We start from the raw sequence: 24,725 nt of genomic DNA, 5'->3' as shown, positions 1-24,725 counted from the left end.
TGCTCAGCTCTGGTTGAAGAAGTCGCGGGCGCGGCCGCCCGCCTCACCGCTGACGATCTGGGTGTCGGCCGGGGTCAGGAGGAAGACCCTGGTCGCCACCCGCTCGATCGAGCCGCGCAGCCCGAAGGTCAGGCCCGCCGCGAAGTCGACGACGCGCTTGGCGTCGGTCGGGTCCATGGACGACAGGTTCACGATCACCGGGACGCCCTCGCGGAAGAGCTCGCCGATGCCGCGCGCGTCGCGGAACCCGTCCGGGGTGACCGTCGCGATCCGCCGGCCCCGCTCGACCGCCGACTCCGACGCCACCCGCACCCGGGGGTCGGTGACCCACTGGTCGCCGGGCCCCGCGACCGACCCCTGCCGGCGGTCCACCGCCTCCGCGTAGTCGTCGTCGTAGTACCGCTCGTCGTCGCTGTCCTCCACGAGACCCAACCAGGCGCTCGCCTTGCGTACCGAACCCATGGACGCCTCCTTTCACCGTGGCCAGTCCGTCTTCTGCTCCGTTGCCCCTATGGTCGTCCATGATGCTGACAACGCGCCAAGTGGATAGCCGCCGCGCAGGGGTTTCGTGACGGGACTGGTGCAGAACATCCGTTGCACCGGCGAGGATCCCGGCCGCTGCCGCTGCTGACTGAGTGAAAATACGACCGCCGCCGCCGTCCGGGTGAGGCGCTGGGGCGTACGGGTGAACGAGTTGGCTGGATACGATGCCCCCGAAACACGCGGATGACACACGGGGGAAGCGGTTTGTTCGGCATTGTCAGACCTTGCACGCACCGGCTCGGCGACCGCTTCAAGACGGAGTGGATGGCTCATCTCTGCGGTCTGTGCCTGGCACTTCGCGGTGACCACGGCCAGTTCGCGAGGATCGTCACCAACTACGACGGGCTGCTGGTCTCCGTTCTGACGGAGGCTCAGTCCGGTCCGCTGCCCGGCGCGCGGCGCACCGCCGGACCGTGCCCGCTGCGCGGCATGCGCACCGCCCCGGTCGCCAACGGCGAGGGCGCCCGGCTCGCGGCCGCCGTCTCGCTGGTGCTGGCCTCGGCGAAGGTGCGGGACCACGTGGCCGACCGGGACGGCCTGTTGGCCCGCGCCCCGATCGCCGCCGCGGCCCGCCGGGTGGCCCGGGGCTGGGACCGGGCCGGCGCCCGCACCGGGGCCGCGCTCGGCTTCGACACGGCGGTGCTCGTCGACGCCGTGGACCGCCAGGGCGGCATCGAGACCCTGGCCGGCCCCGGAACCCCCGTCCTGGTGGTCACCGAGCCGACGGAGACCGCCGCCGCGGCCGCGTTCGCGCATACCGCGGTCCTGGCGGGACGGCCAGGCAACGCCGCGCCGCTGGCCGAGGCCGGCCGCTACTTCGGGCGGCTCGCGCACCTGCTGGACGCCGTGGAGGACCAGTCCGCCGACGCCGCCGCGGGCGCCTGGAACCCGCTCACCGCCACCGGGACCTCCCGCGCGGAGGCCCGCCGGCTGTGCGACGACGCGCTGCACGGGATCAAGCTGGCGATGCGCGAGGTGGAGTTCGCCGACGCGGGACTCGCCCACCGGCTGCTGGTGCACGAGCTGCGCACGTCGGTGGACCGGGCCTTCGGCACCACCTCCTGCGGGCACGGACACGCCGCCGCGAACTCCGCCGGACAGGGCTACGGGCAGCCCCCGCAGGGCTACCCGCCGCAGGGCTACGACCCGCACGCCCAGGGCGGGTACGGCCAGAACCCGTACGGCCAGGGCGGCGCCCCGTACGGCCCGAACCCCTACGGCGGCGGCGCGCCGCAGTACGCCCCCGGCGGTCCCGGCACGCCGCCCCCGATGGGCCCGGGCGGCCCCGGCGGTGGCGGGCACGGGGGCGGCTGGCAGCCCCCGCAGAAGCCGCGCCGGGGACTGCTGCACGGCTGCGCGGTGGCCATCGGGCTGTTCTGCACCTGCCAGATCTGCTGCACCGACTACGAGGGCCCCTGGTCCCGCAAGAAGCGCGACGCCTGGTGCGACGACTGCGACTGCGACTGCTGCAACTGCGACGGCTGCGAGTGCTGCAACTGTGACGGCTGCTGCTGTGACGGCTGCGACTGCGACTGCGGATGCGGCTGAGACGCCCGGGGGCCCGGCGGGACTGAGTTCGCGTCAGTTCCGCGCCGCCACAGGCCCGTACGGCGTACGGGGGGATTCCCGCCCGGATCCGCCGGGAAGGGCTGAGCGGCATGAGCGTCGACGAAGCGACCACGGCCTGGCGGCGGTGGCACGAGCAGCGCGTGGCCACCGTCTCCGCCCCCTACGGACCCCCCTCGCTGACCGGTACCCTCCCCCGGACTCCGGCCCGGGGGACCGCCGGGCTCTCCGAGAGGGTGCCGGAGGGCCTGGAGGGGCGAATTCCGGCCGTTCCGGGGCGCCGGCGCGCCACCGCCGAGGGGGGTGGTGGCGAGCGCCGCCACCGAGGACGGACCGGAACTCGACGGCAAACCCCTCGACGGGGCGGCCTCCCGGCCGCCGACGAGGGCCGGCCGGCGGACTCCCGCCTGGTCGCGGGCGACGTCCGCCGCGTGGTGATCCGGCGTGAGGGGGAGCGGGGTGTGCGCACCCACGACCCCGGCTCCGCTGCCCGGCGCACCCTCCGGGGCGTGGAGGCCACCCCGTACGACACCGCCTTCGCGCTGCCGGGCCGGTTCCGCCCCTACGGCGAGCGCCGGATGGTCCGGGCTGTCTCCGCCGACGCCACCAGCGGGGACTCCGGCCACCGCTTCCGCTTCCTGCGGCCCGGTGTTCCGGGCCCCGGCGGGGGGGCGTCACCGTCGACCTCAACCGCGCCCTGCCGCCCCCAGCGCCTTCGCCGACCACCTCGTCCGCCCGTTCCCGCCCCCCGGGAACACCCTGCCCTTCGCGGTCGCCGCCGGGGAGCGGCGGCTGAAAGGCGCCCTTGCCGCCGGTAACTGACGCCAGGACACTCCCGTTCAGCGTCATCCGGCGGAGTTGTCAGGGGCACGGCGAAACGTTCGGCCGACGGCCGTGCGTCCGCCGCGCCCTCCCCCCGCCGCTCAAGGGCTCCGGCACCCCCACGACCGCCGGGCCCCAGACCCCCTCCGGGAGGACGTGAAGTGAGGATCAAGAGCACCACCCGTCTCCGGCTGCTCGCCGTGGCCACCGGTCTCGCCGCCGCCGCCGCGATCGCCGCCCCCACCACCGCCAGCGCCGACCCCGCCGACACGGGCTTCAGCGCCGCCCGGCTCGCCGCCGCCGGGGCCTCGGTCCTGCGCGCCGACGTCGCCGGTACCGCCTGGCACACCGATCCCGCCACCGGGACCCTCGTGGTCACCGCCGACTCCACCGTCACCCAGGCCGACCTGGCCAGAATCCGCCGCGAGGCCGGCCCCGACGCGGCCGCGCTGAGGATCGAACGCACCCCCGGCAAGATCAGGAAGCTGCTCTCCGGCGGCGACGCCATCTACGCCAGCAGCTGGCGCTGCTCGCTCGGCTTCAACGTCCGCAGCGGCTCCACCTACTACATCCTGACGGCCGGCCACTGCACCGACGGCGCCGGCACCTGGTGGACCAGCTCCTCCCACACCACCACCATCGGCACCACCGTCGGTTCCAGCTTCCCCACCAACGACTACGGCCTCATCAAGTACGCCAGCAACAGCCCGGTCCCGCCCGGCACCGTCGGCAGCCAGGACATCACCACCGCCGTCAACGCCACCACCGGCATGTCCGTCACCCGGCGCGGCTCCACCACCGGCATCCACAGCGGTTCCGTCACCGGCCTCAACGCCACCGTGAACTACGGCAACGGCGACATCGTCTACGGCATGATCAAGACCAACGTCTGCGCCGAACCCGGCGACAGCGGCGGCCCCCTCTACTCCGGCAGCCGTGCGGTCGGCCTCACCTCGGGCGGCAGCGGCGACTGCAGCTCGGGCGGCACCACCTTCTTCCAGCCCGTCACCGAGGCCCTGAGCGCCTACGGCGTCAGCGTCTACTGACGGACCCGCCCCGGCGCAGGCCCCCTGGACGTCCTCCCGCCTTCTGGGAGGATGTCCAGGGCGTCCACGGGGGGAGAAGCGCGTATGAAGCGGATCGGCGTGACCGGGCACCGGTCGATTCCCGACGAGTGCCTCTCCCATGTCGAGGAGGGCCTGCGGGCCGTGCTCGGCGGGCACCCCGGGCCGCTGGAGGCCCTCTCCAGCCTCGCGGACGGGGCCGACCAGCTCTTCGCCGCCATCGCCCTGGAGTACGGCGCCGAGCTCACCGTGGTCATCCCCAGCGGGGACTACGAGGAGACCTTCGGCGACCCCCACGGCCTCGCCGCGTACCGCAGGCTCAGGGACCGGGCCACCCGGGAGGTCGTCATGGCCTTCCCGCGCTCCACCGACGAGGCCTACTACGCCGCCGGCACCTACATCGCCGAGACCTGCGACCGCCTCGTCGCCGTCTGGGACGGCCTCCCGGCCCGCGGCCACGGCGGCACCGGCGAGATCGTCGCCTACGCCCGGGCCCTGGGCAAACCCGTCACCGTCATCTGGCGCGAGGGCGTGGCCCGCGACTGAACCACGCCCCGCGCGGTCAACTGCTGTGCCGGGCCAGCCAGTCGGTGTGCTGCGGCGACACGTACCGCTCCGTCTCGTAGACCGCCGACGGCCACTGCGACTCCGTGATCGTCGTCTGCATCACCACCATCATCGCCGACAGGTCCTGCTCGATCAGCGTGTGCGCCTCGATCAGCGGATGGTGGCGGCGCACCTCGTTCCAGGCGATCGCCGCCGCCGCGGCCGCGCTCGTCAGCCCCGCGGCCGCCGACGCCCCCGGACCCGCGCCGAACGCCCCGGACAACGCGCACACCAGCCCCAGACAGGTCAGCAGCACGATCGTCCACGACCACAGCGCCGTCGCCCGCCGCGAGCCCTCCGCCCTGCGCCGGTACCAGGTGCGCTGCTCGATCAGCCGGTCCCGGACGTACGTCTCCCTGCGCACCTGGTAGTCCAGCCCGCGCAGCCGCTGCATCGCCCCGGTGATCTCCGCGTCCTCCGGCACCAGGCCCTCCGCCCGCGGATCCCGCCAGCCCATCTTGCGCAGCTCGTCCAGCCCCTTCTCCAGCCGCGCCCGGTACACCCCCTCCACGCCGGCGACCTCACTGCCGAAGGGCGCCCCGTGCACGGCGTACCGCCACGCCAGCGACTTGATGAACTCGGCCGCGCTCCGGTTGAGCTGCCACTGCGGACGGGCCCGGCGCCGCGTCGCCCGCACGCCCACGGCCAGCACCCCCGCGTACGCCAGCGCGCCCAGCGCCGCGAACAGGTGCAGCCCGCCCGCCGCGGGCCCCGACGGGAGGGCGGCCGCCCCCGCCGCCACGACCAGCAGCACCAGCTGCGTCCGCGTGGCCTGGACGGACTCCCGCTGCCGGGCGACCGCCGCCTGGTCGGTGTGGTGGAAGAGGACCGGCAGGTCCTCGTTGCGAAAGGTCATGCTGTCGGTCACGGCGCCCCCTGCGCTCGCTCCCGGGCGGCGGGGCCGCGAAGCCCCGCCGCCCTCGTCGGATCACACCGCGAGCGGCTCCAGGTCCCGGTGGACCCGCCGCTCGTCACGGGCGTACCGGGTCAGACCGTGGTCCTCCCCGAGCAGCCGCGCCAACTCGGACACCGCCTCCGCCCGCACCCTCGCCGCCTCCTCCTTGCGGCCCATCATGTCCAGGCTCACCGCCATGTTCGACGAGCTCGCCAGCGTCTCCGGGTGGTGCGCCCCGAGCGCCTCGCGCAGCCGCACCACCGCCTCCCGCTCCAGCTCCAGGGCGCCCTCCGGATCGCCCAGGTCCGCCCGGGCGTTGGCCAGGTTCAGGTGCGCGAAGATGGTGTGCGGGTGGTTGTCGCCCAGCACCTCGCGCATGCTGCGGATCGTCTGCCGCAGCAGCGGCTCCGCCGTCTCCGCCGCGCCCGTCCCCCAGTGGAACACCGCCAGGTTGTTGAGCGCCGCCAGGGTGTACGGGTGCTTCTCGCCCGGCACCTTCATGTACTCGTCCACCACCTCCTGCGCCAGGTCCCGCGCCGCGCCCGGATCACCGGTCGCGAACAGGTCCGAGGCCAGGTTCAGCTCACAGGCCAGCAGGTCGGGGTTGACCGAGGTGTACTTGGCCCGGTACCGGTTGCGGGTCGCCGTCGTCAGCCGCAGCGCGTCCTCCAGCTCCCCGGCCCGCCGCAGCGACACCGCCAGGTTCTTCGCCGCCGACAGGGTGCCCGGGAAGGCCCGGCCCAGCGTCCGCTTGTAGATCTCGTACGTCCGGCCCAGCAGCTGCACCGAATCGTCGTACCGCCCCACCTCGCGCAGGTCCCGCGCCAGGTTCTGCGCCGAGGACAGGGTGTACGGGTGGTCCGGGCCCAGCACCTCCGTGCGCCGGTCGAAGACCTCCTGGTCGATCTCCCTGGCCCGGGCGTACTGCCCCACCATGCGCAGGTTCAGCGCCAGGTTGTTCGCCGCCGCCAGGGTGCGCGGGTGCGCCTCGTGGAAGATCTGTCCGAAGCCCTCGTGCGCCGCCGTCGCCAGCTCCATCGCCTCGCCGTACCGGCCGAGCGCGCCCAGGTCCATCGCCAGACCGCTGGTGGTCATGTACGTGTGCGGGTGCGAGGGGCCCAGCGCCGCCCGCTGCCGCTCCAGCGTCACCTCGTCCAGCTCCTTGGCCTCGACGAACCGGCCCTGCGAACGCAGGATGTTCGACAGGTGGAAACGCAGGTACAGGTACTGGAGGTCATCGCTGCCGAGCATCTCCCGCCACGCCTCGCGCAGCTCCTCGCCCAGGGTGTACGCGGCCTTGAAGTCACCGCGCTTCCACAGGTAGCGCACCCGGTCGATCAGCAGCCGCCGGGTCTCCGGCTCCTTGCAGAACCGGGCCTCGGACGGGGTCAGGTGCGGCCAGATCGTGTTGAACTTCGGCCAGGTCTCAGGGTTGTCTATCGGCTCGTCGTCGTCCGGGCGGGCCCCCGCCAGGATCCGGTGCACCGCGTGCCGGGCCTCGCGCTGCTCCTCGTCCGAGAGCTGCGCCCGGATCACGGCCTGGACCAGCCGGTGCACCTGGATGCTGTTGCCGACCTGGTCGACCTTGGCCATCGCGAACCGGCCGATCTCCCGGATCACCCGGCCCAGCACCAGCTTCTCCTGGAGCGAGGGGTCGTACGGCTTGAGCGCGTCGATCATCTCCTTGCTGTAGAGCAGGTTCGCGGAGATCGGCTCGGGCGCGAAGAAGGCGCACAGCTGGAGCAGCCGCACGGCGGCGGGGGAGCGGGACTGGAGCCGCTCGATCGACACGTTCCACGTCGCCGCCACCGGCTGCGGGTACCCGGCCGGCTGGTTGAGGCCCAGCACCCGGGCGGTCTGCTCGGCGAGCTGCTCCAGGTACGCCGACACGGGCGTCGCCGTCTCCGCGATCCAGGCGCCGGCCTGCTCCACGGCCAGCGGCAGGTCGCCCACCGCGACGGCGACCTGTTCGGCGTCGTCCTTGGTGAGCCCCGGCGCCCGGCGCTGGAGGTGCTCGATGGACTCCTCGCGCAGGAACACGTCCACCGGCAGCGCGTCCCCGTACTGGGACCAGGACTGGTTGCGGGAGGTCACCAGCACGTGTCCCGGTCCGCCCGGCGGGAAGAACCGCTTGAGCGTCTCGGGATCGTCGGCGTTGTCGAAGACCAGCAGCCAGCGCGAGGTCGGCACGCCCCGGCGCAGCAGGTCGATGGCCTCCTGGGAGGCGGCCGCCATGTCCTCGCCGGTCTGCGCGCCCAGCCGTACGGCGAGCTCGGCGAGGGCCGCGACCACGTCGTCGGTCTGCTCCGAGGAGATCCACCACACCAGGTCGTAGTCGGCCATGAACCGGTGCACGTACTCCAGCGCCACCTGCGTCTTGCCGACGCCGCCGAGCCCGTACAGGGTCTGCGGCTGCGGCAGCACCACGGCCATGCCGCCGCCGAGCTGGTCGCGCATCCGCTCCAGCACGATGCTGCGGCCGGTGAAGCCCGGGTTGCGGGGCGGGGCGTTCCAGATCTTGGGGACCGTCCCCGGGAAGCGCGGACCGGGCTGCGAGGCGCCGGCGACGGTGTCGGCGAGGGCCATCGGCCGCTCCACCGCGCGCAGCAGGGCGGCGGTGGCGTGCACCTCGTCGAGCCGGAACAGGTCCACCGGGTTGCGGTCGATGTAGGGCGTGGCCAGGCGTACGTCGCCCACCCGCAGCGGTATCAGGTGCCGCCGGCCCCCGGTGGGGTCCTCGGCGGCGGCCCGGTTCCACACGTCCACGGCCCGGGCCGACTTCAGGTAGGCGCTGGAGAGCAGCACCACCGTGCGTCCGGCGGTGTCGAGGCTGATGCCCGTCCCCCCGCCCAGGGTGTCGCCGGCCCCGCCGCCGTCGGGGGCGGCCGGGCGCTCGGCCGAGACGTCCTTGGGCACGACCCGGAAGCCGGCCCGGGTGAGCACCGACTCGATCCAGTCGGCCCACATCCGGTTCTCGGCGACGTAGGAGAGGAACAGGTCGGCGGGCAGGGCCGGGCGGCGCCGGGTGAAGGCGTCCCGGATCCGCAGCCGGACCTCCTCGGCGATCACCGGCATGGAGGTGACCTCGCCCTCGGTCACCACCGCCGTCAGCCGCTCGAAGGCGGAGAGCAGCGAGTTGGTCAGGCCCGCCTCGTCGCCGAAGGTGGCCAGGGTCTCCTCGTAGGCGTAGTACGGCCGGTACGGGATCTCCACGGCGCCCCAGTAGGCGGTCAGCTCGTCGCCGACGAGCCCGCCGGGGAACCGGTCGAACTTGATCCGGGCCAGGGCCCGGCCCGCGTCGGCCTTCTCCTTCTCGCCCTCGTCGATGCGCATCGGCACCGGGTAGATCCTGATGCCGCGGTCGTTGAACCGCTCGTCGATCTGCCGGGCGACGGAGGCGGCGCCGTCGATGGACTGGTCGGACAGGGTGAAGCAGTCGACCAGGACGTCGGGGAGGTGGACGGTGCAGATGTCGGCGATGTCGGACAGGCCGGTGCGGCTGTCGATCAGGACGTAGTCGTAGTTGCGCTTCATGTCGGCCCGCAGGGCGTCGAAGAAGAGGCCGCCGCCGAGCCGGTCGTAGAAGTTGTCCCAGTCGAAGGTGGAGACGGTCGCCGAGTACTCGCGGTTCTGCCGGCCCGCCGACACGAAGTCGAGGGTGCCCCCGTCGGGGAAGTCCCAGCCGAGGTTCTCCGGGCTGAGGGAGACGGCGTGCGGCTGTATCCGCGCGTAGTCCTTGTGCCAGTCGGCGGCGCGCTGCACCGGACTGGTGGCGGCCCAGGCGTACTCGCTGATCAGGTCGATGACCCCGGTGGTGGCCCCGAGGGTGGAGGGGTCCAGGAAGGGGTGGAAGAAGCGGTGCAGGCCCGGGGCCTCCAGGTCCCAGTCCACGGCGAGCACCCGCTTGCCGTTGGAGGCGAGGATCCAGGCGGTGTTGGCCAGCGCCATCGTGCGGCCGGTCCCGCCCTTGTACGAGTAGAAGGTGACGATGCGTCCGTCTCGGCTGTCACGACTGGCTGTCATCCGCGTCCCCCCGGTCGGTGTCGGTGCTGTCGTCGGCTGCGTCGCTGCGGCCCGGCCCGTGCTGGAGCGCGGTGGGCGGGAAAGGGGCCGGCGGCGGGTCGCTCATCCCCATCGGCCCGACCAGGCGCCGGCGTTCGGTGGGGGTGTGCCCGGCCGGCGGGTACGCCTGGGCGTGTCTGAGGAACTGCTGGGCGGCCGCCTCGACCACCTGCGGGAGGATCTGGCCGAGCGTCTCCATGCTGGCCACGCCGTTGGCGGCGGCCCGGCAGGCGGCCCGGCCCTGGCCCATCTTGACCGGCAGGGTCTCCTCCAGCCGGCGCGCCAGCTCGTCCTCCCTGGCCCGGCTCTGGTGGTCGTACCGGTTCCACGGCACCACCACGTTGATCCACGGCCGGTGCTCCTGGTCGAAGGCGGCCAGCCGCTGGCGGCGGTGCTCGTCCTCCACCGCCCAGCGGTCGACGATCAGGATCTCCGGCCGGGTCGGCGGCTGTTTGCTGTCGAAGTGCCCGGCCTCGTCGTCGAAGGAGGACATCGTGGTCTGGTAGTTGAGGTTCTTGACCAGTTCCTCGGCGACGTACGCGACGGGCCGCTGGGCGGCGGGGTGGTACGGGTTCCACTCCAGCGCGCTCTCCCCGTAGTACTCGGGGCTGCGGCCCTCCGGCAGGTCGTGCCGGGAGGAGGCGGCGACGGTCACGTGCAGGGTGCGGGCGGACGGACCGCCGTGCGCACCGCCGGCCGGACCGAAGGCACTGGGCACCAGCCGGTAGTCCAGCGGCCGGACCGGCTTCAGGCGCACGGTCTCGGCCACCCCCACGATGCGGCGGGCCAGTTCGTACACGGCGTGCTCGTACTGCTCGGCGTAGCCGCGCAGTTTGATCAGTCCGTACAGCCCGTCGGTGACGTAGCGCTCGCCGAAGGTGTTGTGGTTGAACTGCAAGCGCTCAGCCGGGACGGGGAGTTGCGAGGGAGGGACCGGCACCCACAGGGCGGGGACGATGGCCTCGGTCTTCTCGTTGCTGGCGGCGCCCACCTGGATGGCGCGCTGCGCGAAGGCGAACCACTCCTTCCCGCACATCTCACTGGCGAAATAGCGCGGCGAGAACAGGGGGACGAAGACCCGGCAGGTCGCCAGCGCCGACCCGAGCCGTTCCGACCAGCCCTCGCCGCTGCGTATCTCGCGGTCCATGAAGCCGACCTCGGAACCGGCGGGCAGGCTGGTGAGCGCCATGATGTGGTTGCAGAGGTCACGGTAGAGGCGTTCCACCCACATGTCCGGGTCGGGTCCTCCGGGCCCGAACCTCGGCGTATGCGCGTAACTGAGAAAGAAATACGGCTGCACTGATGCGGGCACACGACCCCCGTCCCGAAGATGCGAGCGAAGGAACATCATTCCGGAGCTCCTTCACCACATCCCCTCCTCGTTCAGTCAATCAGCGTCTGTTTTCGGTCATCCAGGTCTGGGCGTGATCCACGGCGTCCGTGATCGAGAAGAGAACGGCGGGTGCCCCGCCCACCTTCCCCCTGCGCACGAGTGAATCCGGGAGCGCCCGCCCGATCTCCGCGAAATCGCTGTCGTCCAGGGCGACGTCCTCGTACCTGGTCCACTCCCCCTCGTGCCCGTTCCCCCGCCGCCCGCCCGGAAGGTTCACCTTCACCACACAGTCGTACATGCGCAAGGGGGGCTTCGGAATTCGGTACTCCGCGAGGTGGAAAGCGGTGCAGCGGTCGAATCCCACGTTGATCATGAGAACCTGTCCTCCCTCCCAGCACAGTTTTCCCAGGGGCGAATCCTCGCCCAGGTGGCATTCCAGCCGGTGTTCCGCGCAGATCCGGTGCGCGTCCGCGCCCAGCGCGGCGAAGGAGGTCTGCGGATGGCCGCTGCGGGCGGCACTCGGGGCGGTACGGACGGCCTCGGCGAGGGAGCCCATGCCCTGGCTCGGGGTGCGCTCCGGGTCGAAGGCGGGCATCCGCGCCCGGAAGGCCGCCACCGCGTCCGCGTCGAGGCCGGCGATCCGGGCCAGGTGCGCGGAGGAGGTGAGGGAGTTCTCCGCGGTGAAGGCCGGGACCACCAGGGTGCCGTGGGGGCCCAGCACCCCGGTCAGGGCCGTGCGCAGCGTCCCGGGGTGCAGGCCGGTGCCGCCGAGCGCGGCGTGCACCAGCAGCCGCTGCCGCGGGCGCACGCCGAGCAGCCGCAGCTGGACGGCCAGGGCGAGGGCCCCCGGGGGCGGGCCCGGGGAGGCGGTCACGCGTCCACCGCCTTCAGTTCCCAGCGCAGCTCCTCCACCAGCCGCTTGCCGGTCACCGTCAGCTCGGGCGCCTCCGCCAGCCGGTCCAGGGCCCGGTGGATCCGGTCCGCCCCGCCCGGCTCCTGCGTGGTCGTGGCCCGCCGGTACGCCTCCACCGCGACCCGCTCGTGCACGTCGGCCAGCAGCCGCGAGACCGGAACCGGGCGGGTCCGCCAGGGCGAGGGGTGCTGCCAGGCCCCGTCCAGCGCGTACAGGTCCGCCACCTCGGTCAGCGCCCGCAGCCGGGCCCGCCGCCGCCCGGTCAGCAGGGCCAGCGCGGTCTCCCGTACGCCGGCCGCGTACGGCACCCCGAGGGCGCCCGGCCCGTGCCGCCCGGCCTCGCCCCAGCCCTGGGCCCGCGGGCCGCCCGCGAGGGGGGTCACGGTGCTCAGCCCGGCGGCGGCCGCCCGGGCGAACTCGGGGACGGTGCGGTGCAGCAGGGCCCAGGCCGCGTCGAGGCGGCGCCGCCACGCGTCGGCCTCGCCGGCGCCGAGCCGCAGCCGGGGCGGGCGGGCGAAGCAGTTGCGGTACGGGTCGAGGTCCTCCAGGGCCACCGGGGGCTGCTGCGGCCCGGGCCGCCAGGTCCGTACGGGCAGCCAGCGCGCGTCGCCCGCCGCCGGGCCGAAGCGGTGCTCGGTGCGGCCCGCCCGCACCACCGCGTAGCCGTCGCCGGTGGCGTGCAGCGCGGCCCGTCCCTCCGTACCCGGCTCCCCGAGCCGCAGCAGGCCCAGGGTCGGCAGGTACACCTCCCCGTCCCGGTACACGACTTCGGCCCCCGGCTCCAGCCCGCCGCGCAGGACGGCCGCCGCCGCCAGCGCGGCGAGCCTGCGGGCGCAGCCCGCGGCGTCCGGGCGGCCCTCGCGGACGGCGTCCAGGGCCTCCAGCACCCAGGTCCGGGTGAACGGGTGGCCCAGGACGGTGTCCAGCGCGTCCGGGTCCGCCCCCTCGACCCCGGTCAGCAGCTCCCAGGCCCCCGCCCACTGCGGGTCGGCGGCCAGCTCGCCGTGCAGGCGGGCCAGCAGGGCGCGGGTCAGCTCCTCCTGGGACCGGGCGAGTTCGGCCGGGTCGGCCAGCTCCGCGGCGGTCTCCCGGGCGGCCGTGCGGCCCTCCACCCCGTCCACCAGTTCCCGCAGGTCGGAGCAGTAGACGGAGGGGTTGTCGAAGCCCGCTCCGGCCGGGCCGTCCTCCCGGTAGCGGTGGGTGTACAGACCGCCGCCGCACGAACGTACGACAGGGCACCGGCGGCACGTGCCGCTGACGCCCTCCAGCCCCAGCTGCCGGGCCCGCACCCCCGGATGGGCCGCCACCAGGTCGAAGGAGTGGTCGAAGACGTTGAACCCGGTGGCGGCGGCCCCCTCGAAGGCGCTCTTGAGGGAGTCGACCTGCTCCAGCGTCCCGTCGGTCTCGACGACGACCAGGTCGGTCGGGGCCAGCCCCAGGGACTCCGTCAGGCTGGGTCCGCCGCGCAGGGTCGACAGCAGGGACTCGAAGAGCCGGACGGGTACCGGCCGCCCCAGCTGCTCCCAGCGGTCGAAGACCCGCAGCAGCCAGCGGGCGTACGCGTCGGGCGCGCCGCCGGGCCGGGGCGGCGGGGTCTGCCAGGTGGCGTGGGGGAGCAGGAAGTCCACCCGGGGCGGCTCCAGTTCGACCAGGGCGTCCAGGACGGCGACCGGGTCGTTGGCCACGTCCACGGTGCACAACAGGCCCTGGTACAGGTGTCGGTAGGGCTCCGAGCGCAGGAGGGCCACGGCCGCCAGGACCAGCGGGTGACTGGAGCGGCCGTCCGCGAAGCGCCGGTGGCGGTCGTTCGCCGCACGGTCCCCGTCGAGGGAGATGCCGACCCGGACGCCGTACTCGGCGAAGAGGTCCAGACAACGGCGGCCCAGCTGCAGTCCGTTGGTGTGGATCCGCAGGTCCAGGGCGGCCGTCCCGGCGAGGGCGCGGGTGAGCTCCTCGCACACCAGGCGGAGCCGGTCCGGGCCCGCCAGCAGGGGTTCCCCTCCGTGGAGGATCACCGTGACGGAGGGGAGTGCATGGTCACGGGCATGTTCGGCGAGCCGCGACGCGGTCCGGGAAATGACCTCCGGGGAGATCACTTTCGGCTGGGCCCGCCAGCTCTGATCAGCGTGTTCGTAGACATAGCAATGATCACAAGCGAGATCGCATCTGCTGTGAACCTTCAGGACGATCTCGCGAAATGCGATCAGGCCGGTCATTCCACCAGTCTAGAGCGCGTACTCCATTGTCAGAGCGCAGAGTTGAAGATCGGTGCCTGCGCGTGACGGCCGGATTCCGAGGGCAGTACCCGGCCGAGGGCCGCCGCAATGGGCGCGCTCCGGACGTCGATCTTGTCGAGCGGGACCCGGCGGTCCTTGACCGCGCTGGTCGGCGGGGTTGCGGAAGTGTTCATGGCACCGTCCTCGGGGAGGCCAGATGGAATGGGAGGGATTGACTCCGGCAGGCCGCCGGCGTCTGGCTCGGACTTTACTCGCCCGCATCCCATTGGCAACCGAGACATGACGCCTGGTCAAGCGTTCTATAGAAAGAGTGGGGGAATAATCGAGGTGCCGTGTTCGGCCGTTCGCCGCACGGAAAGATCCAGTTCTTCCGGGGCGGGCGACGGGACTCCCGGGCCGGCCGGTAGCGTGGACCGATGCCCACGTCAGCCGCACGTCCCGTCATCCTCCTCCTCTCCGGGAGCCTGCGCGCCGGCTCCGTCAACGAGGCCGTGCTGCGCACCGCCGAGGCCGTGGCCGCCGGGGCGTCCGCGCCGGTGACCGCCGTCCGCTACGAAGGCCTCGCCGGCCTGCCGCACTTCAACCCCGACGACGACGCCGACCCGCTGCCCGCCCCGGTCGCCGACCTGCGCCGGGCCATCGCCGGAGCGGCCGCGCTGCTGGTCTGCGCCCCGGAGTACGCGGGTACCCTGCCGGGCTCGTTCAAGAACCTCCTCGACTGGACGGTCGGCGGCACCGAGATCTCGGACAAGCCCGTGGCCTGGGTGAACGCCGCCGCCCCGGGGCGCGGCGGGGGCGCCGAGGCCACGCTGCGGACGGTGCTCGGCTACACGGGCGCCGCCGTCGTCGACGCCGCCTGCGTACGGATCCCGGTGGACCGCGCGACGGTCGCCGCCGACGGCACCGTCACCGACCCCGCCGTCCGCGCGCGCCTCGCCGAGGTGCTGGCCCTGCTCGCCGGGGCGGCGCGGGAGGCGGCCGCATAGCGCTCAGGCCGGCTGCTGTTCCCCCACGGACGGCGCGGGCAGTTCGCGCAGCAGCCAGGTGAGGACGCCGGGCAGCGCGCGCAGGGCCGCGAAGTGCGCGGCGTCCGGGTCGATGGCGGTCGTGGCGCCGGGGATCCGCCGGCCCAGCCAGCGGGCGTGGCCCACGGGGGAGAAGACGTCGAGCTCCCCGTGCCAGATCAGCACGGGGCAGCGGATGTCGGCGGGGTCGAACCCCCAGGGGCTGCTGGCGGCGAGCATGTCGTCGATCCACCCGTACGCGGAAGTCCGCACGCCCTCGCGGTAGTTGCGCAGCAGCATCGACCGCAGTCCGGCGTCCGCCACGATCATCCGGTCGCTGGCGGTCAGCTCCCGGCGCAGCTCGTCCAGCAGTCGCCCGGGGTCGCGGGCGATACCGCTGGCGCGCGGGATCAGCCGGGCCGTGAGCTCCTCCGGGTCGGCGGCGGCGGTGGTGTACTCCCGTACGTTCGAGGCGGCCATCCCCGCGAACCAGTCCAGGTCCTCCGCGTCCCGGGGCGCGAGGGGGACCAGGGCCGCCGTGCGCGTCACCCGCTCCGGCAGCAGCGCGGCGCAGGCCAGGGCCCCGGGGGCGCCGCCCGAGCGGCCGGCCACGGCGAAGGTGTCCACGCCGAGGGCATCGGCGATGGCGGCCACGTCCTGGGCCACGTCGGCCACGGTGCGCCCCGGATGGCGGTCGGAGCCGCCGTAGCCGGGCCGGTCGTAGGCGATGAGCCGCACCCGCCGCTGGTAGAGGACCATGCCCCGGGGGGCCGGGCCGAGCCTGCTGCCGGGCATGCCGTGGAGCAGGAAGACCGGTTTGCCGTCCGGGTCGCCCCAGTGTTCCGCCGTCAGGACGCGTCCGTCAGCGGTGCGCACCTCTTCGCGCACGCGCTCCCTCCCTCACGTCAGGCGCGAGCAGTCAGGGTGATTGTGCTCCCGGTGGGGGAGATGCGATAGGGCGCGGCGGCACCCCGGACCGTGAGGGCCGGCCGGTCCGCGGCTCCGCGGGACGAGGCCGCGTACGGAGCCGGAGGACCCGTCGGGCGGCCGTGACCTCGGAGGTCATCGATCTCGGCCGGGGTGCCGGGCAGGCTGGGGCCGTCCGGGCGGCAAGGGGCCGTCGCGGAGACACCGGATCGGGGTGGGTGGATGTTCGCGCGTCGGCGCAGGGCGCGGGGGATCTCGTCGGTGGCCGTCGCGGTGGGGCTGGCGACCTCGGCGGCGGCCTGGCCCGGCGCGCCGGCGGCCGGTGCCCCGGGGCCTGCCGGTACTGGCCGACCAGGACATCAACGGCCTGCTCACGCGGCTGGCCACCCCGTTGCCCCCTCGCGGGAGCCCCCTCACGGGGCGCCGGCCACCCCCGGGCGGGGTGCTTCGTCGGGCAGGCCGCTGCCCACCGCGGCGCCGGGCCGGCCGCGGCGGGCGAGCGCGCAGGCCAGCGTGACGGCGGACCCGGCCACCGCCCAGGCGGACAGGACCAGCAGTGGGCCGGCCGCGCCGTTGCCCTGGAAATAGGCGATGGAGCGGCCGGTGTACGTGCCGGCGCCCGGCGGCAGGGCCGGGCCGATCGCCCGCCAGAACGGCGGCAGCAGCGGGTACGGGTAGGCGCCGCCCGCGCTGGGGTTGCCGAGCACCACGACCAGCAGGATGGCCAGGCCGATGCCGACGACACCCGCCAGCCCCTGGAGGGCCAGGGTGAGCGCGCCGACCGCGAAGACCACCAGGGTCCCGAGCCCCCACAGGGCGGTGATCGAGCCCGGCAGGGCCCCCAGCACCGGCCCCGCGATGACCGCGCCGAGCAGCCCGGCGACGATCGCGTACAGGAGCAGCGCGCCGAGCCGGATGACGGCGCGGTGGACGTTCGCGGGCCGGGCGCCGGCGCTGATGGCCAGGATCGCGGCGCACAGGTAGCCGCCCACGCACCAGCCGACGACCAGGTAGAAGGAGCTCAGGCCGCGGCTGTCGCCCCGGCCGGCGGGGGCCACGTCGACCACGGCCAGACCCCGGCCCTGGGACTTCTCGGCCAGGCCGACGACCTGCTCCAGGGCCTGGGAGAGGGAGGCCCCGGCGCCGCTGGCGACCAGCAGCCGGTCGGTCGGGCGGGCCGGATCGACGATCAGCGCGCCGTCCACCTCCCGGTTCCTGATCTGCGCGAGCGCGGTCGCCTCGTCGGCGACGGCCCGCGGGGCGAGGGGCTCGCCGGGCAGGGCGCCGAGCCGCTCCGCGGTCCGTGCGGCGAGCGGCTGCGAGGGGGCGGCCACCGCGAGCGGGATCTCGCTGGGTTTCGGGTGGTGGAAGGCGCCGATGTACGAGGTGATGAAGGCCAGCTGGAGGGCCAGCACCCCCAGGACCAGCACGGCGGCCCGGGTGGTCACGGCGTCCTTGATCTCGGCGAGGAATCCGCCGGCCGGGCGTGCGGGGGTGCCGGTGCGCCCCGGGGGCTGGGTGGGCTGGGTCATGCCCCCACGCTCGGCGGGCCGGGGGACGGGCGCAGCAGGGACGGGCCGAATGGATGATCGAACAAGTGTTTCGCACGGGTATTCGAATTGCTCTATGGTGGAGAAGGGGAGGCAAGAAGGTCGAGGGAAGCAGGAGGGCCGCGGGTGCCCGGTTTCACGCATCTGCACACCGTTTCGGGGTTCTCCGTGCGCTACGGCGCCTCGCACCCGCAGCGGCTGGCGGAACGCGCCGCCGAGCGGGGCATGGACGCCCTCGCCCTGACCGACCGCGACACCCTCGCGGGCGCGGTCCGCTTCGCGAAGGCGGCCGCGGCCGCCGGCATCCGGCCGCTGTTCGGAGTGGACCTGGCGGTGTCCCCCACGGGGCCGCTCGACGGGTCCGGCCTGCCCGGCGGCGCCGGTGCGGGCGGTGCCGCGGCCGAGGCCTCGTACCGGCGGCGGGTGCCCGTCAGGGGCGGTGCCTTCGTGGACGAGTCCGCCCCCCGCGCCCTCTTCCTGGCCCGCGACGGCGCCGCCGGCTGGGCGGAGCTCTGCCGCCTGGTCACCGCCGCCCACGCCCCGGACGCCACGGGCGGCCCCTGGCCGGACTCCGGCTCCGCACCGGGCGCGGACGGCTCCCGCCGGGCCGGGGACCCCTTCGGTGCGCCCGTCTCGGGCGGGTTCGCCGGGCCGGACGGCTCCTCCTCCGGCCGGGCCGGGGCCCCCGCCGGCGCTGCCCCCGCCGGCGGGTTCGCCGGGCCGGGGGCCGGCCCGGCCGGGTTCCCGTACCCCGCCGGAGGCCAGGGGCAGCCCCGGGTGCCCTTCGAGGCGCTCGGCGGCGGTGGGGTGTTCGTGCTGCTCGGGCCCGGGTCCGAGGTGGGCCGGGCACTGGCCGCCGGGCGTCCCGACCGGGCCGCGCGGCTGCTCGCGCCCTGGCGGGAGCGCTACGGGGACGCCCTGCGCCTGGAGGCCGTCCACCACGGCCGCACCGGCACCGGCCCCGGCTCGCTGCGCCTGGCCGCCCGTACCGTCGGCTTCGCCGCCGAACAGGGCGTCCCGGCCGTGCTGACCAACGCCGTCCGCTACGCCGACCCCGGCCAGGGCCCCGTCGCCGACGTCCTCGACGCCGCCCGCCGCCTCGTCCCCGTCGACCCCCGGGGGCCCCTCGACAGCGGCGAGCGGTGGCTGAAGGACCCCGCCGCCATGGCCGGGACCGCCGACCGGATCGCGCGGGCGGCCGGGCTGAGCCCCGCCGACGCCCGCCGGCTCCTCGCGCGCACCCGCGAGACCGCCGAGGCCTGCGCCGTCGACCCCGAGGACGACCTCGGCCTCGGCTCCGTCCACTTCCCCGAGCCCCGCCTCGTCGGCGCCGCCCGCCGCACCGCCCAGCGGGTGCTCACCTCCCGGGCCGGCGCCGGCATGGTGCTGCGCGGGTACGCGGGCGAGCGCGCGTACTGGGACCGGATGCACGAGGAGCTCGACGTCATCGCCTTCCACGGCTACGCCTCGTACTTCCTGACGGTCGCCCAGGTCGTCGACGACGTACGGGAGATGGGCATCCGGGTGGCCGCCCGCGGCTCCGGCGCCGGCTCCCTCGTCAACCACCTCCTCGGCATCGCGCACGCCGACCCCGTCGCCAACGGCCTGCTCATGGAGCGCTTCCTGTCCCGGCGCCGCCGCGTCCTGCCCGACATCGACATCGACGTGGAGTCCGCCCGCCGCCTGGAGGTCTACCGCCGGATCATCACCCGCTTCGGCACCGAACGCGTCGCCACCGTCGCCATGCCCGAGACCTACCGGGTCCGCCACGCCATCCGCGACGTCGGCGCCGCCCTGTCCATGGACCCGGCCGCCGTCGACCGGCTCGCCAAGGCCTTCCCGCACATCCGCGCCCGCGACGCCCGCGCGGCCCTGGACGAACTGCCCGAGCTGCGCGGCATGCGCGACGAGGCGCGGGGGAAGGAGCACGCCCGGATGTGGGACCTCGTCGAGGCCCTGGACGCCCTGCCGCGCGGGACCGCCATGCACCCGTGCGGGGTCCTGCTCTCCGACGCCACCCTGCCGGCGCGCACCCCCGTGGTCCCCACCAGCGGCGAGGGCTTCCCCATGTCCCAGTTCGACAAGGAGGACGTGGAGGACCTCGGCCTGCTCAAACTCGACGTGCTGGGCGTACGGATGCAGTCCGCGATGGCGCACGCCGTCACGGAACTGCGCCGCGCCACGGGCAGGGAGCTCGACCTCGACGATCCCGCGCAGGTGCCGCCGGGCGACCCGGCCACGTACGGGCTGATCCGCTCGGCCGAGACGCTGGGCTGCTTCCAGATCGAGTCCCCCGGCCAGCGCGACCTGGTCGGACGGCTCCAGCCGGACTCCTTCCACGACCTGGTGGTCGACATCTCCCTCTTCCGGCCCGGCCCGGTCGCCGCCGACATGGTCCGCCCCTTCATCGAGGCCCGGCACGGCCGCGCCCCCGTCCGCTTCCCGCACCCGGACCTGGCCGACGCGCTGCGCGAGACCTACGGGGTGGTGGTCTTCCACGAACAGGTCATCGAGATCGTGCACGTCATGACCGGCTGCGGCCGCGACGAGGCCGACCGGGTGCGGCGCGGGCTCTCCGACCCGCAGTCGCAGGGCCGGATCAAGGCCTGGTTCGCGGCGGCCGCGGCCGCGCGCGGCTACTCGGCGGAGGTGGTCGCCCGGACCTGGGAGATCGTCGAGGCCTTCGGCAGCTACGGGTTCTGCAAGGCGCACGCGGTGGCCTTCGCCGTGCCGACGTACCAGTCGGCCTGGCTCAAGGCCCACCACCCGGCGGCCTTCTACGCCGGGCTGCTCACCCACGACCCCGGCATGTACCCCAAGCGGCTGCTGCTGGCGGACGCCCGGCGGCGGGGCGTGCCGGTGCTGCCGCTGGACGTGAACCGCTCGGCGGTCGCCCACCGCATCGAACTGGTGTCCGACGACCCGGAGCGGTGGGGTCTGCGGCTCGCCCTCTCCGACGTCCACGGCATCAGCGAGGCCGAGGCCCTGCGGATCGAGACCGGACAGCCGTACTCCTCCCTGCGCGACTTCTGGGACCGCGCCCACCCGGGCCGCCCGGTGGCCGAACGGCTGGCACAGGTCGGCGCGTTGGACGCCTTCGGCGCCAACCGGCGCGACCTCCTGCTGCACGTGACGGAGCTGCACGGCGTCCAGCGCGCCGCCGGGGCGCGCGGCGGGGCCCAACTCCCGCTGGGCGGTGGCCGGTCCACCGCCCCCGTCGGCCTGCCCGACCTGACCGAGGCCGAGCGGCTCAGTGCCGAACTCGGGGTCCTCGGCATGGACGCCTCCCGCCACCTGATGGACGGCCACCACGCCTTCCTCGCCGAGCTGGGCGTGGTCCCGGCCCGCCGGCTGCGGGAGACCGCGCACGGGCGGACCGTGCTCGTCGCGGGCGCCAAGGCGGCCACCCAGACCCCGCCGATCCGCTCCGGCAGGCGGGTCGTCTTCACCACCCTGGACGACGGCACCGGCCTGGTCGACCTGGCCTTCTTCGACGACAGCCAGGAGGCCTGCGCGCACACCGTCTTCCACTCCTTCCTGCTGCTGGTACGGGGAGTCGTGCAGCGGCGCGGCCCGCAGAGCCTGAGCGTGGTCGGGGCGGCCGCCTGGGACCTCGCCGAACTGGTGCGGCTGCGCGAGGACGAGGGCCTGGAGGCGGTCACGGCCCGGCTGGCACGGCCCCTGCCCGAGGGCCCCGGCGACAGCGGCCGGCGCATCCACCTGCCGACCGGCTACGAGCTGAACCCCTGGGCCGACCTCCAGCCCCCCGGCGACCGCGCCGCGACGGGCCGCAAACTGTGGCACTCCAGCCCGGGGAGCGCGGGATGACACCGGCACCGACGACCCGACCCCGCCCCGCCCCGGCCCCCACGGCCCTGCCCCCGGCCGCCCAGGCCCCGGCCGCCCAGGCCCCGGGGGCCGGCTCCGGTGGAGCCGGGGTGCTGCACGTGCGGTGCGGGGCCGCCCTGTCCGGGGAGGGGTACCGGGAGGTGCTGGAGCTGCTGCGGGAGTTCTCCCCGCTGGTCCAGGCCCTGCCGCCGCGGGCCGCGCTGGTCCAGGTGGGCGGTGCCCGGCGGTACTTCGGGGCCGACGCCGCCCGGATCGCCGAGGTGGTCCGGCTGCGCGCGGTGGCCCGGCTGGGCACGGACGTGCGGATCGGGGTCGCGGGCACCTGGGCCGTGGCGGCCATGGCCTCCGCCCGGATCCCGGGACCCGGCGGGGTCCTGGCCGTGCCCCGGGAGCGGGTGGCCGACTTCCTCGCCCCCCTGCCGGTGGACGCCCTGCACGGGCTCGGCTCCCGCCAGGCCGACGCGCTGCGCGGGTACGGGCTGCACACCGTCGGGGCGCTCACGCAGGTCCCGCCCGGCGTCCTGGAGCGGATCCTCGGCAAGCGGGCCGGCCGGCTCGTCGCGGAGCGCGCCCGCGGGATCGACCCGCGTCCGGTCACCCCGCGCGACCTGCCCACCTCCGCCGCCGTCCGGACCGGTTTCGCCCGCCAGGAACTGGACGGCCCGCGCGCCCGGGCCGCCCTGCTGGGCCTGGTGGTCCGGCTCGGCGCACAGCTGCGCGGCCGCCGCCAGGCCGCCCGGTCGCTGTGCCTGACCCTGCAGTTCGCAGGCGGCACCCGGTGGGAGCGTTCCCGGCGGCTGGTGGAACCCTCCGCCCACGACGAGGACCTCCGCACCCTCGCGTACCGCCTGATGGACGCGGCGGGGCTGCAACGGGCCCGGCTCACCGGCATGGTGCTGCGCGCCGAGGACCTCGCGGCCGCGGAAGCCGTGACCCGGCAGCTCACACTGGACCCCGTCCGCGAGGCCCGCCTCACGGTGGAAGCCGCCATCGACCGCGCCAACGCCCGCTTCGGCCCGGGCACGGTCCGCCCGGCCGCCCTCTTCTGACCGTCCCGTCCGCCCCGCGGGTCCTGGCACGTTCCCCAGGCTCTTCGAGCGGGGCGGGCGCTGGGCGCCGGGCCCGGCCGGGCGGCCGCCAGGGCGCGGACCGCGGGTCAGAGGTCGCCGAGCAGCAGCCGGGCCGTCTCCGTGCGCAGGGGGGTGGTCTGGGCCTGGATCAGGTGGAACTGGGCCTCACGGGAGAGCCGCCCCGCGGTGTGCCCGTACTGGATGGCCCGGCCCCCGGCCACCGCCACGCAGGCCGCCGCCGACCGGACGGCCAGGTCCAGGGCGGCGGCCCGCAGGGTGAGGCGGGCCCCGACCTCCTCGCCGGCCGGGACCTCGTCGCGCAGGGCGTAGGCCTCGGCGCGCAGCCGGGCGGTCTTCTCGGCGAGGCGCAGGCCGAGTTCCCCGTACGGCTCCGAGCGGAGCAGGAAGTCGGCCGTCGCGCGCAGCTGGCCGAAGACGGCCGGCTGGGCGTCGGCGTTCTCCAGGTCGTAGGCCCGGATCCACTCGGTCCGGGGCACGACCCCGAGTACCCGGGCGTCGGGGACGAGCAGCCCGCGCAGCTCGACGGAGGCCGTGTGCGTCCCGCCCATCGCCCACAGCGGGGCCTCCTCGACGGCGCTCAGCCCCTCCGCCCCGGCGCCGGGGGCGCAGTCGACCAGCGCGAGGACCGCCTCGTCGGAGCCGGTGACGGCCCCCGCGTACAGGGAGTCGGCCACCCCCCAGCCCGTCACCCACGGCATCCGCCCGGTCAGCCGCCAGCCGCCCGGCACCCGTACCGCCGTGACGGGCGGGCGCGGGCGCCGCAGGAAGGCGTAACCCGCCGTCGGGCGCCGCTCACCCCGGGCCAGGGCCGGCAGCCAAATCCCGCGCAGGGCGGTGCCCGCCGGGTCGGCGGCCTGGACGAGTGCCCTGGCCAGCGGGACGTGCTGGGTCCACACGAACCAGGTCGACGGGTCCACCGCCGCCAGCACCTCGTGGACCTCCCGGACCACCTGACGGGCCGTGAGGCCGGAACCCGGCCCCGGTTCGTATCCGATCGCCCCGTACGCGCCGCAGGCGGCGAGCGCGTCCAGATGCGCACGCGGCACCCCCTCGACCGCCGTCCGTTCCGCCCCGGGCCGCAGGAGCCGTACGGCGGTGTCCGTGACGGCGGCGACCAGCGGGTCGGCCGCCAGCGCGGACGGGGTGGCCAGGGCGGTGCCGGCTCCAGGGGCCTCGTGCATGGCGGCGCTCACCTCGGGTTGCGGGGGGTCCGGGGGCGTCCATCCTTCCCGAGGGGTGCTGGAGGCACGCTGGACACGCGAGTTTTTACCGCCGCGTAACTTCCAAGTCTTGCTACTCGCCCGTAATTTGGCGACAGCAGCACCCCTTGTGATCCGGATCACGGGACGGAACCCCCCCCACCTTTCCCCTTGAACCGCGAGGAGATCACACGATGCTGCCCTGGAGACGCCTGCTCCGCTCGCTGGCCGTCCTCACCCTGGCCGCCGCCGCGCTCGTCGCCCCCACCGGCGCAGCGCAGGCGGCGTCCGCTCCCAGCAGCGGCTGGAACAACTGGTCCTGCAAGCCCTCGGCCGAACACCCCCGCCCGGTCGTCCTCGTCCACGGCACCTTCGGCAACTCCGTCGACAACTGGCTCGGGTTCGCCCCCTACCTGGTCCACCGCGGCTACTGCGTCTACTCCCTCGACTACGGCCAGCTGCCCGGCGTCCCCCTCTTCAACGGGCTCGGCCCCATCGACAAGTCGGCAGGCCAGCTCGACGCCTTCGTCGACAGGGTGCTGGCCTCCACCGGAGCCGCCAAGGCCGACCTCGTCGGCCACTCCCAGGGCGGCATGATGCCGCGCTACTACCTGAAGTTCCTGGGCGGCGCCGCCAAGGTCAACGCCCTCGTGGGGCTCGCCCCCGACAACCACGGCACCACCCTGTCCGGGCTCACCCAACTGCTCCCGTACTTCCCGGGCGCCGCGGACCTGATCAGCACGGCGACCCCGGGGCTGGCCGACCAGATCGCCGGATCCGCCTTCCAGCAGAAGCTGAACGCCGGCGGCGACACCGTCCCCGGGGTCTCCTACACCGTCATCGCGACCCAGTACGACGAGGTGGTCACCCCCTACCGGAGCGCCTTCCTCAACGGGCCGGGCGTCCGCAACGTCGTCCTCCAGGACCTGTGCCCCCTGGACCTCTCGGAGCACGTGGCCATCGGCCTGACCGACCGGATCGCCTGGCACGAGGCGGTCAACGCCCTCGACCCGGCGCACGCGGAACGGACCACGTGCGCCTCGGTCTTCGACTGACCCGCCCCG

General features: G+C 74.8%; 17 protein-coding genes and 1 pseudogene. 8 read left to right on the top strand and 10 right to left on the bottom strand.

From position 1 onward, the window contains the following. Positions 1 to 3: 3 nt before the first annotated feature. On the bottom strand, positions 4 to 462 hold the full coding sequence (locus tag WDV06_RS13630; protein WP_395509962.1) for a cell division protein SepF: 459 nt from the start codon (positions 460 to 462) through the stop codon (positions 4 to 6). A gap of 285 nt (positions 463 to 747) precedes the next feature. Between WDV06_RS13630 and WDV06_RS13625 the strand changes: the two genes are divergently transcribed. The 4 genes and pseudogenes from WDV06_RS13625 to WDV06_RS13610 all read left to right on the top strand — a co-directional run bounded on the left by WDV06_RS13625 (position 748) and on the right by WDV06_RS13610 (position 4,541). After that, positions 748 to 2,091, top strand: a complete 1,344-nt coding sequence (locus WDV06_RS13625; protein WP_395509961.1) for a DUF5685 family protein — start codon at positions 748 to 750, stop codon at positions 2,089 to 2,091. A 395-nt stretch (positions 2,092 to 2,486) separates the two neighbouring features. Continuing rightward, positions 2,487 to 2,931: pseudogene (locus WDV06_RS37325) on the top strand (DUF1684 domain-containing protein); the annotation flags it as partial. 161 nt (positions 2,932 to 3,092) lie between these two features. Then, on the top strand, positions 3,093 to 3,977 hold the full coding sequence (locus WDV06_RS13615; RefSeq protein ID WP_395509960.1) for a S1 family peptidase: 885 nt from the start codon (positions 3,093 to 3,095) through the stop codon (positions 3,975 to 3,977). Positions 3,978 to 4,061: 84 nt separating this feature from the next. Continuing rightward, positions 4,062 to 4,541, top strand: coding sequence for a hypothetical protein (locus tag WDV06_RS13610; RefSeq protein ID WP_395509959.1), 480 nt, complete (start codon positions 4,062 to 4,064; stop codon positions 4,539 to 4,541). A 16-nt stretch (positions 4,542 to 4,557) separates the two neighbouring features. Here WDV06_RS13610 and WDV06_RS13605 read toward each other — a convergent pair whose 3' ends face one another. The 6 genes from WDV06_RS13605 to WDV06_RS13580 all read right to left on the bottom strand — a co-directional run bounded on the left by WDV06_RS13605 (position 4,558) and on the right by WDV06_RS13580 (position 14,214). Next, positions 4,558 to 5,457, bottom strand: a complete 900-nt coding sequence (locus WDV06_RS13605) for a DUF4231 domain-containing protein (RefSeq protein WP_395509973.1) — start codon at positions 5,455 to 5,457, stop codon at positions 4,558 to 4,560. A gap of 72 nt (positions 5,458 to 5,529) precedes the next feature. Next, on the bottom strand, positions 5,530 to 9,519 hold the full coding sequence (fxsT, locus tag WDV06_RS13600) for an FxSxx-COOH system tetratricopeptide repeat protein (RefSeq protein WP_395509958.1): 3,990 nt from the start codon (positions 9,517 to 9,519) through the stop codon (positions 5,530 to 5,532). After that, positions 9,503 to 10,906 (bottom strand): TIR-like protein FxsC, encoded by a 1,404-nt coding sequence (locus WDV06_RS13595; RefSeq protein WP_395509972.1) that lies wholly within the window; start codon positions 10,904 to 10,906, stop codon positions 9,503 to 9,505. Before WDV06_RS13595 ends, fxsT begins: the two co-directional genes overlap by 17 nt. A gap of 43 nt (positions 10,907 to 10,949) precedes the next feature. Next, entirely contained in the window at positions 10,950 to 11,765 is an 816-nt protein-coding gene (locus WDV06_RS13590) for an AAC(3) family N-acetyltransferase (protein WP_395509957.1), read from the bottom strand. Continuing rightward, positions 11,762 to 14,020: a radical SAM/SPASM protein FxsBH, inactivated beta-hydroxylase extension form gene (gene fxsBH / locus WDV06_RS13585; RefSeq protein WP_395509956.1), complete on the bottom strand. Its 2,259-nt coding sequence runs from the start codon at positions 14,018 to 14,020 to the stop codon at positions 11,762 to 11,764. The genes WDV06_RS13590 and fxsBH overlap by 4 nt, the downstream gene beginning before the upstream one ends. 29 nt (positions 14,021 to 14,049) lie before the next feature. Further along, complete coding sequence (locus WDV06_RS13580) at positions 14,050 to 14,214, bottom strand: FXSXX-COOH protein (RefSeq protein WP_395509955.1); 165 nt, start codon at positions 14,212 to 14,214, stop codon at positions 14,050 to 14,052. 243 nt (positions 14,215 to 14,457) lie between these two features. On the opposite strand from WDV06_RS13580, the gene WDV06_RS13575 reads away from it, so the two are divergent. Beyond that, positions 14,458 to 15,027, top strand: coding sequence for an NADPH-dependent FMN reductase (locus WDV06_RS13575; RefSeq protein WP_395509954.1), 570 nt, complete (start codon positions 14,458 to 14,460; stop codon positions 15,025 to 15,027). Positions 15,028 to 15,030: 3 nt separating this feature from the next. Here the strand turns inward: WDV06_RS13575 and WDV06_RS13570 are convergent, their stop codons facing one another. Together WDV06_RS13570 and WDV06_RS13565 are read right to left on the bottom strand one after the other, a co-directional pair. Further along, positions 15,031 to 15,933, bottom strand: coding sequence for an alpha/beta fold hydrolase (locus tag WDV06_RS13570; protein ID WP_395509953.1), 903 nt, complete (start codon positions 15,931 to 15,933; stop codon positions 15,031 to 15,033). 452 nt (positions 15,934 to 16,385) lie between these two features. Further along, positions 16,386 to 17,504, bottom strand: a complete 1,119-nt coding sequence (locus tag WDV06_RS13565; protein ID WP_395509952.1) for a DUF3533 domain-containing protein — start codon at positions 17,502 to 17,504, stop codon at positions 16,386 to 16,388. A gap of 144 nt (positions 17,505 to 17,648) precedes the next feature. Here WDV06_RS13565 and WDV06_RS13560 point away from each other — a divergent pair, with 144 nt between their 5' ends. Next, the gene (locus tag WDV06_RS13560) at positions 17,649 to 21,350 is read left to right on the top strand and encodes a DNA polymerase III subunit alpha (RefSeq protein WP_395509951.1); all 3,702 of its coding nucleotides are present in this window, start codon (positions 17,649 to 17,651) and stop codon (positions 21,348 to 21,350) included. Continuing rightward, complete coding sequence (locus WDV06_RS13555; RefSeq protein ID WP_395509950.1) at positions 21,347 to 22,420, top strand: DNA polymerase Y family protein; 1,074 nt, start codon at positions 21,347 to 21,349, stop codon at positions 22,418 to 22,420. Before WDV06_RS13560 ends, WDV06_RS13555 begins: the two co-directional genes overlap by 4 nt. A gap of 107 nt (positions 22,421 to 22,527) precedes the next feature. Here WDV06_RS13555 and WDV06_RS13550 read toward each other — a convergent pair whose 3' ends face one another. After that, positions 22,528 to 23,643, bottom strand: a complete 1,116-nt coding sequence (locus tag WDV06_RS13550) for a hypothetical protein (RefSeq protein ID WP_395509949.1) — start codon at positions 23,641 to 23,643, stop codon at positions 22,528 to 22,530. Positions 23,644 to 23,855: 212 nt separating this feature from the next. Here WDV06_RS13550 and WDV06_RS13545 point away from each other — a divergent pair, with 212 nt between their 5' ends. Then, positions 23,856 to 24,716 (top strand): esterase/lipase family protein, encoded by an 861-nt coding sequence (locus WDV06_RS13545; protein ID WP_395509948.1) that lies wholly within the window; start codon positions 23,856 to 23,858, stop codon positions 24,714 to 24,716. Positions 24,717 to 24,725: the final 9 nt, after the last annotated feature.

This window comes from Streptomyces racemochromogenes, assembly GCF_044129415.1.
GTDB classification, from domain to species: domain Bacteria; phylum Actinomycetota; class Actinomycetes; order Streptomycetales; family Streptomycetaceae; genus Streptomyces; species Streptomyces racemochromogenes_A.
This window is presented reverse-complemented; position numbering and strand designations above follow the sequence as displayed.

Bases quoted from the DNA above. Each gene is read 5' to 3' on its own strand.
- WDV06_RS13630 (WP_395509962.1), bottom strand. From the start codon at position 462: ATGGGTTCGGTACGCAAGGCGAGCGCCTGGTTGGGTCTCGTGGAGGAC.
- WDV06_RS13610 (WP_395509959.1), top strand. From the start codon at position 4,062: ATGAAGCGGATCGGCGTGACCGGGCACCGGTCGATTCCCGACGAGTGC.
- WDV06_RS13605 (WP_395509973.1), bottom strand. From the start codon at position 5,457: ATGACCTTTCGCAACGAGGACCTGCCGGTCCTCTTCCACCACACCGAC.
- fxsT (WP_395509958.1), bottom strand. From the start codon at position 9,519: ATGACAGCCAGTCGTGACAGCCGAGACGGACGCATCGTCACCTTCTAC.
- WDV06_RS13595 (WP_395509972.1), bottom strand. From the start codon at position 10,906: ATGTTCCTTCGCTCGCATCTTCGGGACGGGGGTCGTGTGCCCGCATCA.
- fxsBH (WP_395509956.1), bottom strand. From the start codon at position 14,020: ATGACCGGCCTGATCGCATTTCGCGAGATCGTCCTGAAGGTTCACAGC.
- WDV06_RS13580 (WP_395509955.1), bottom strand. From the start codon at position 14,214: ATGAACACTTCCGCAACCCCGCCGACCAGCGCGGTCAAGGACCGCCGG.
- WDV06_RS13575 (WP_395509954.1), top strand. From the start codon at position 14,458: ATGCCCACGTCAGCCGCACGTCCCGTCATCCTCCTCCTCTCCGGGAGC.
- WDV06_RS13565 (WP_395509952.1), bottom strand. From the start codon at position 17,504: ATGACCCAGCCCACCCAGCCCCCGGGGCGCACCGGCACCCCCGCACGC.
- WDV06_RS13555 (WP_395509950.1), top strand. From the start codon at position 21,347: ATGACACCGGCACCGACGACCCGACCCCGCCCCGCCCCGGCCCCCACG.
- WDV06_RS13550 (WP_395509949.1), bottom strand. From the start codon at position 23,643: ATGCACGAGGCCCCTGGAGCCGGCACCGCCCTGGCCACCCCGTCCGCG.
- WDV06_RS13545 (WP_395509948.1), top strand. From the start codon at position 23,856: ATGCTGCCCTGGAGACGCCTGCTCCGCTCGCTGGCCGTCCTCACCCTG.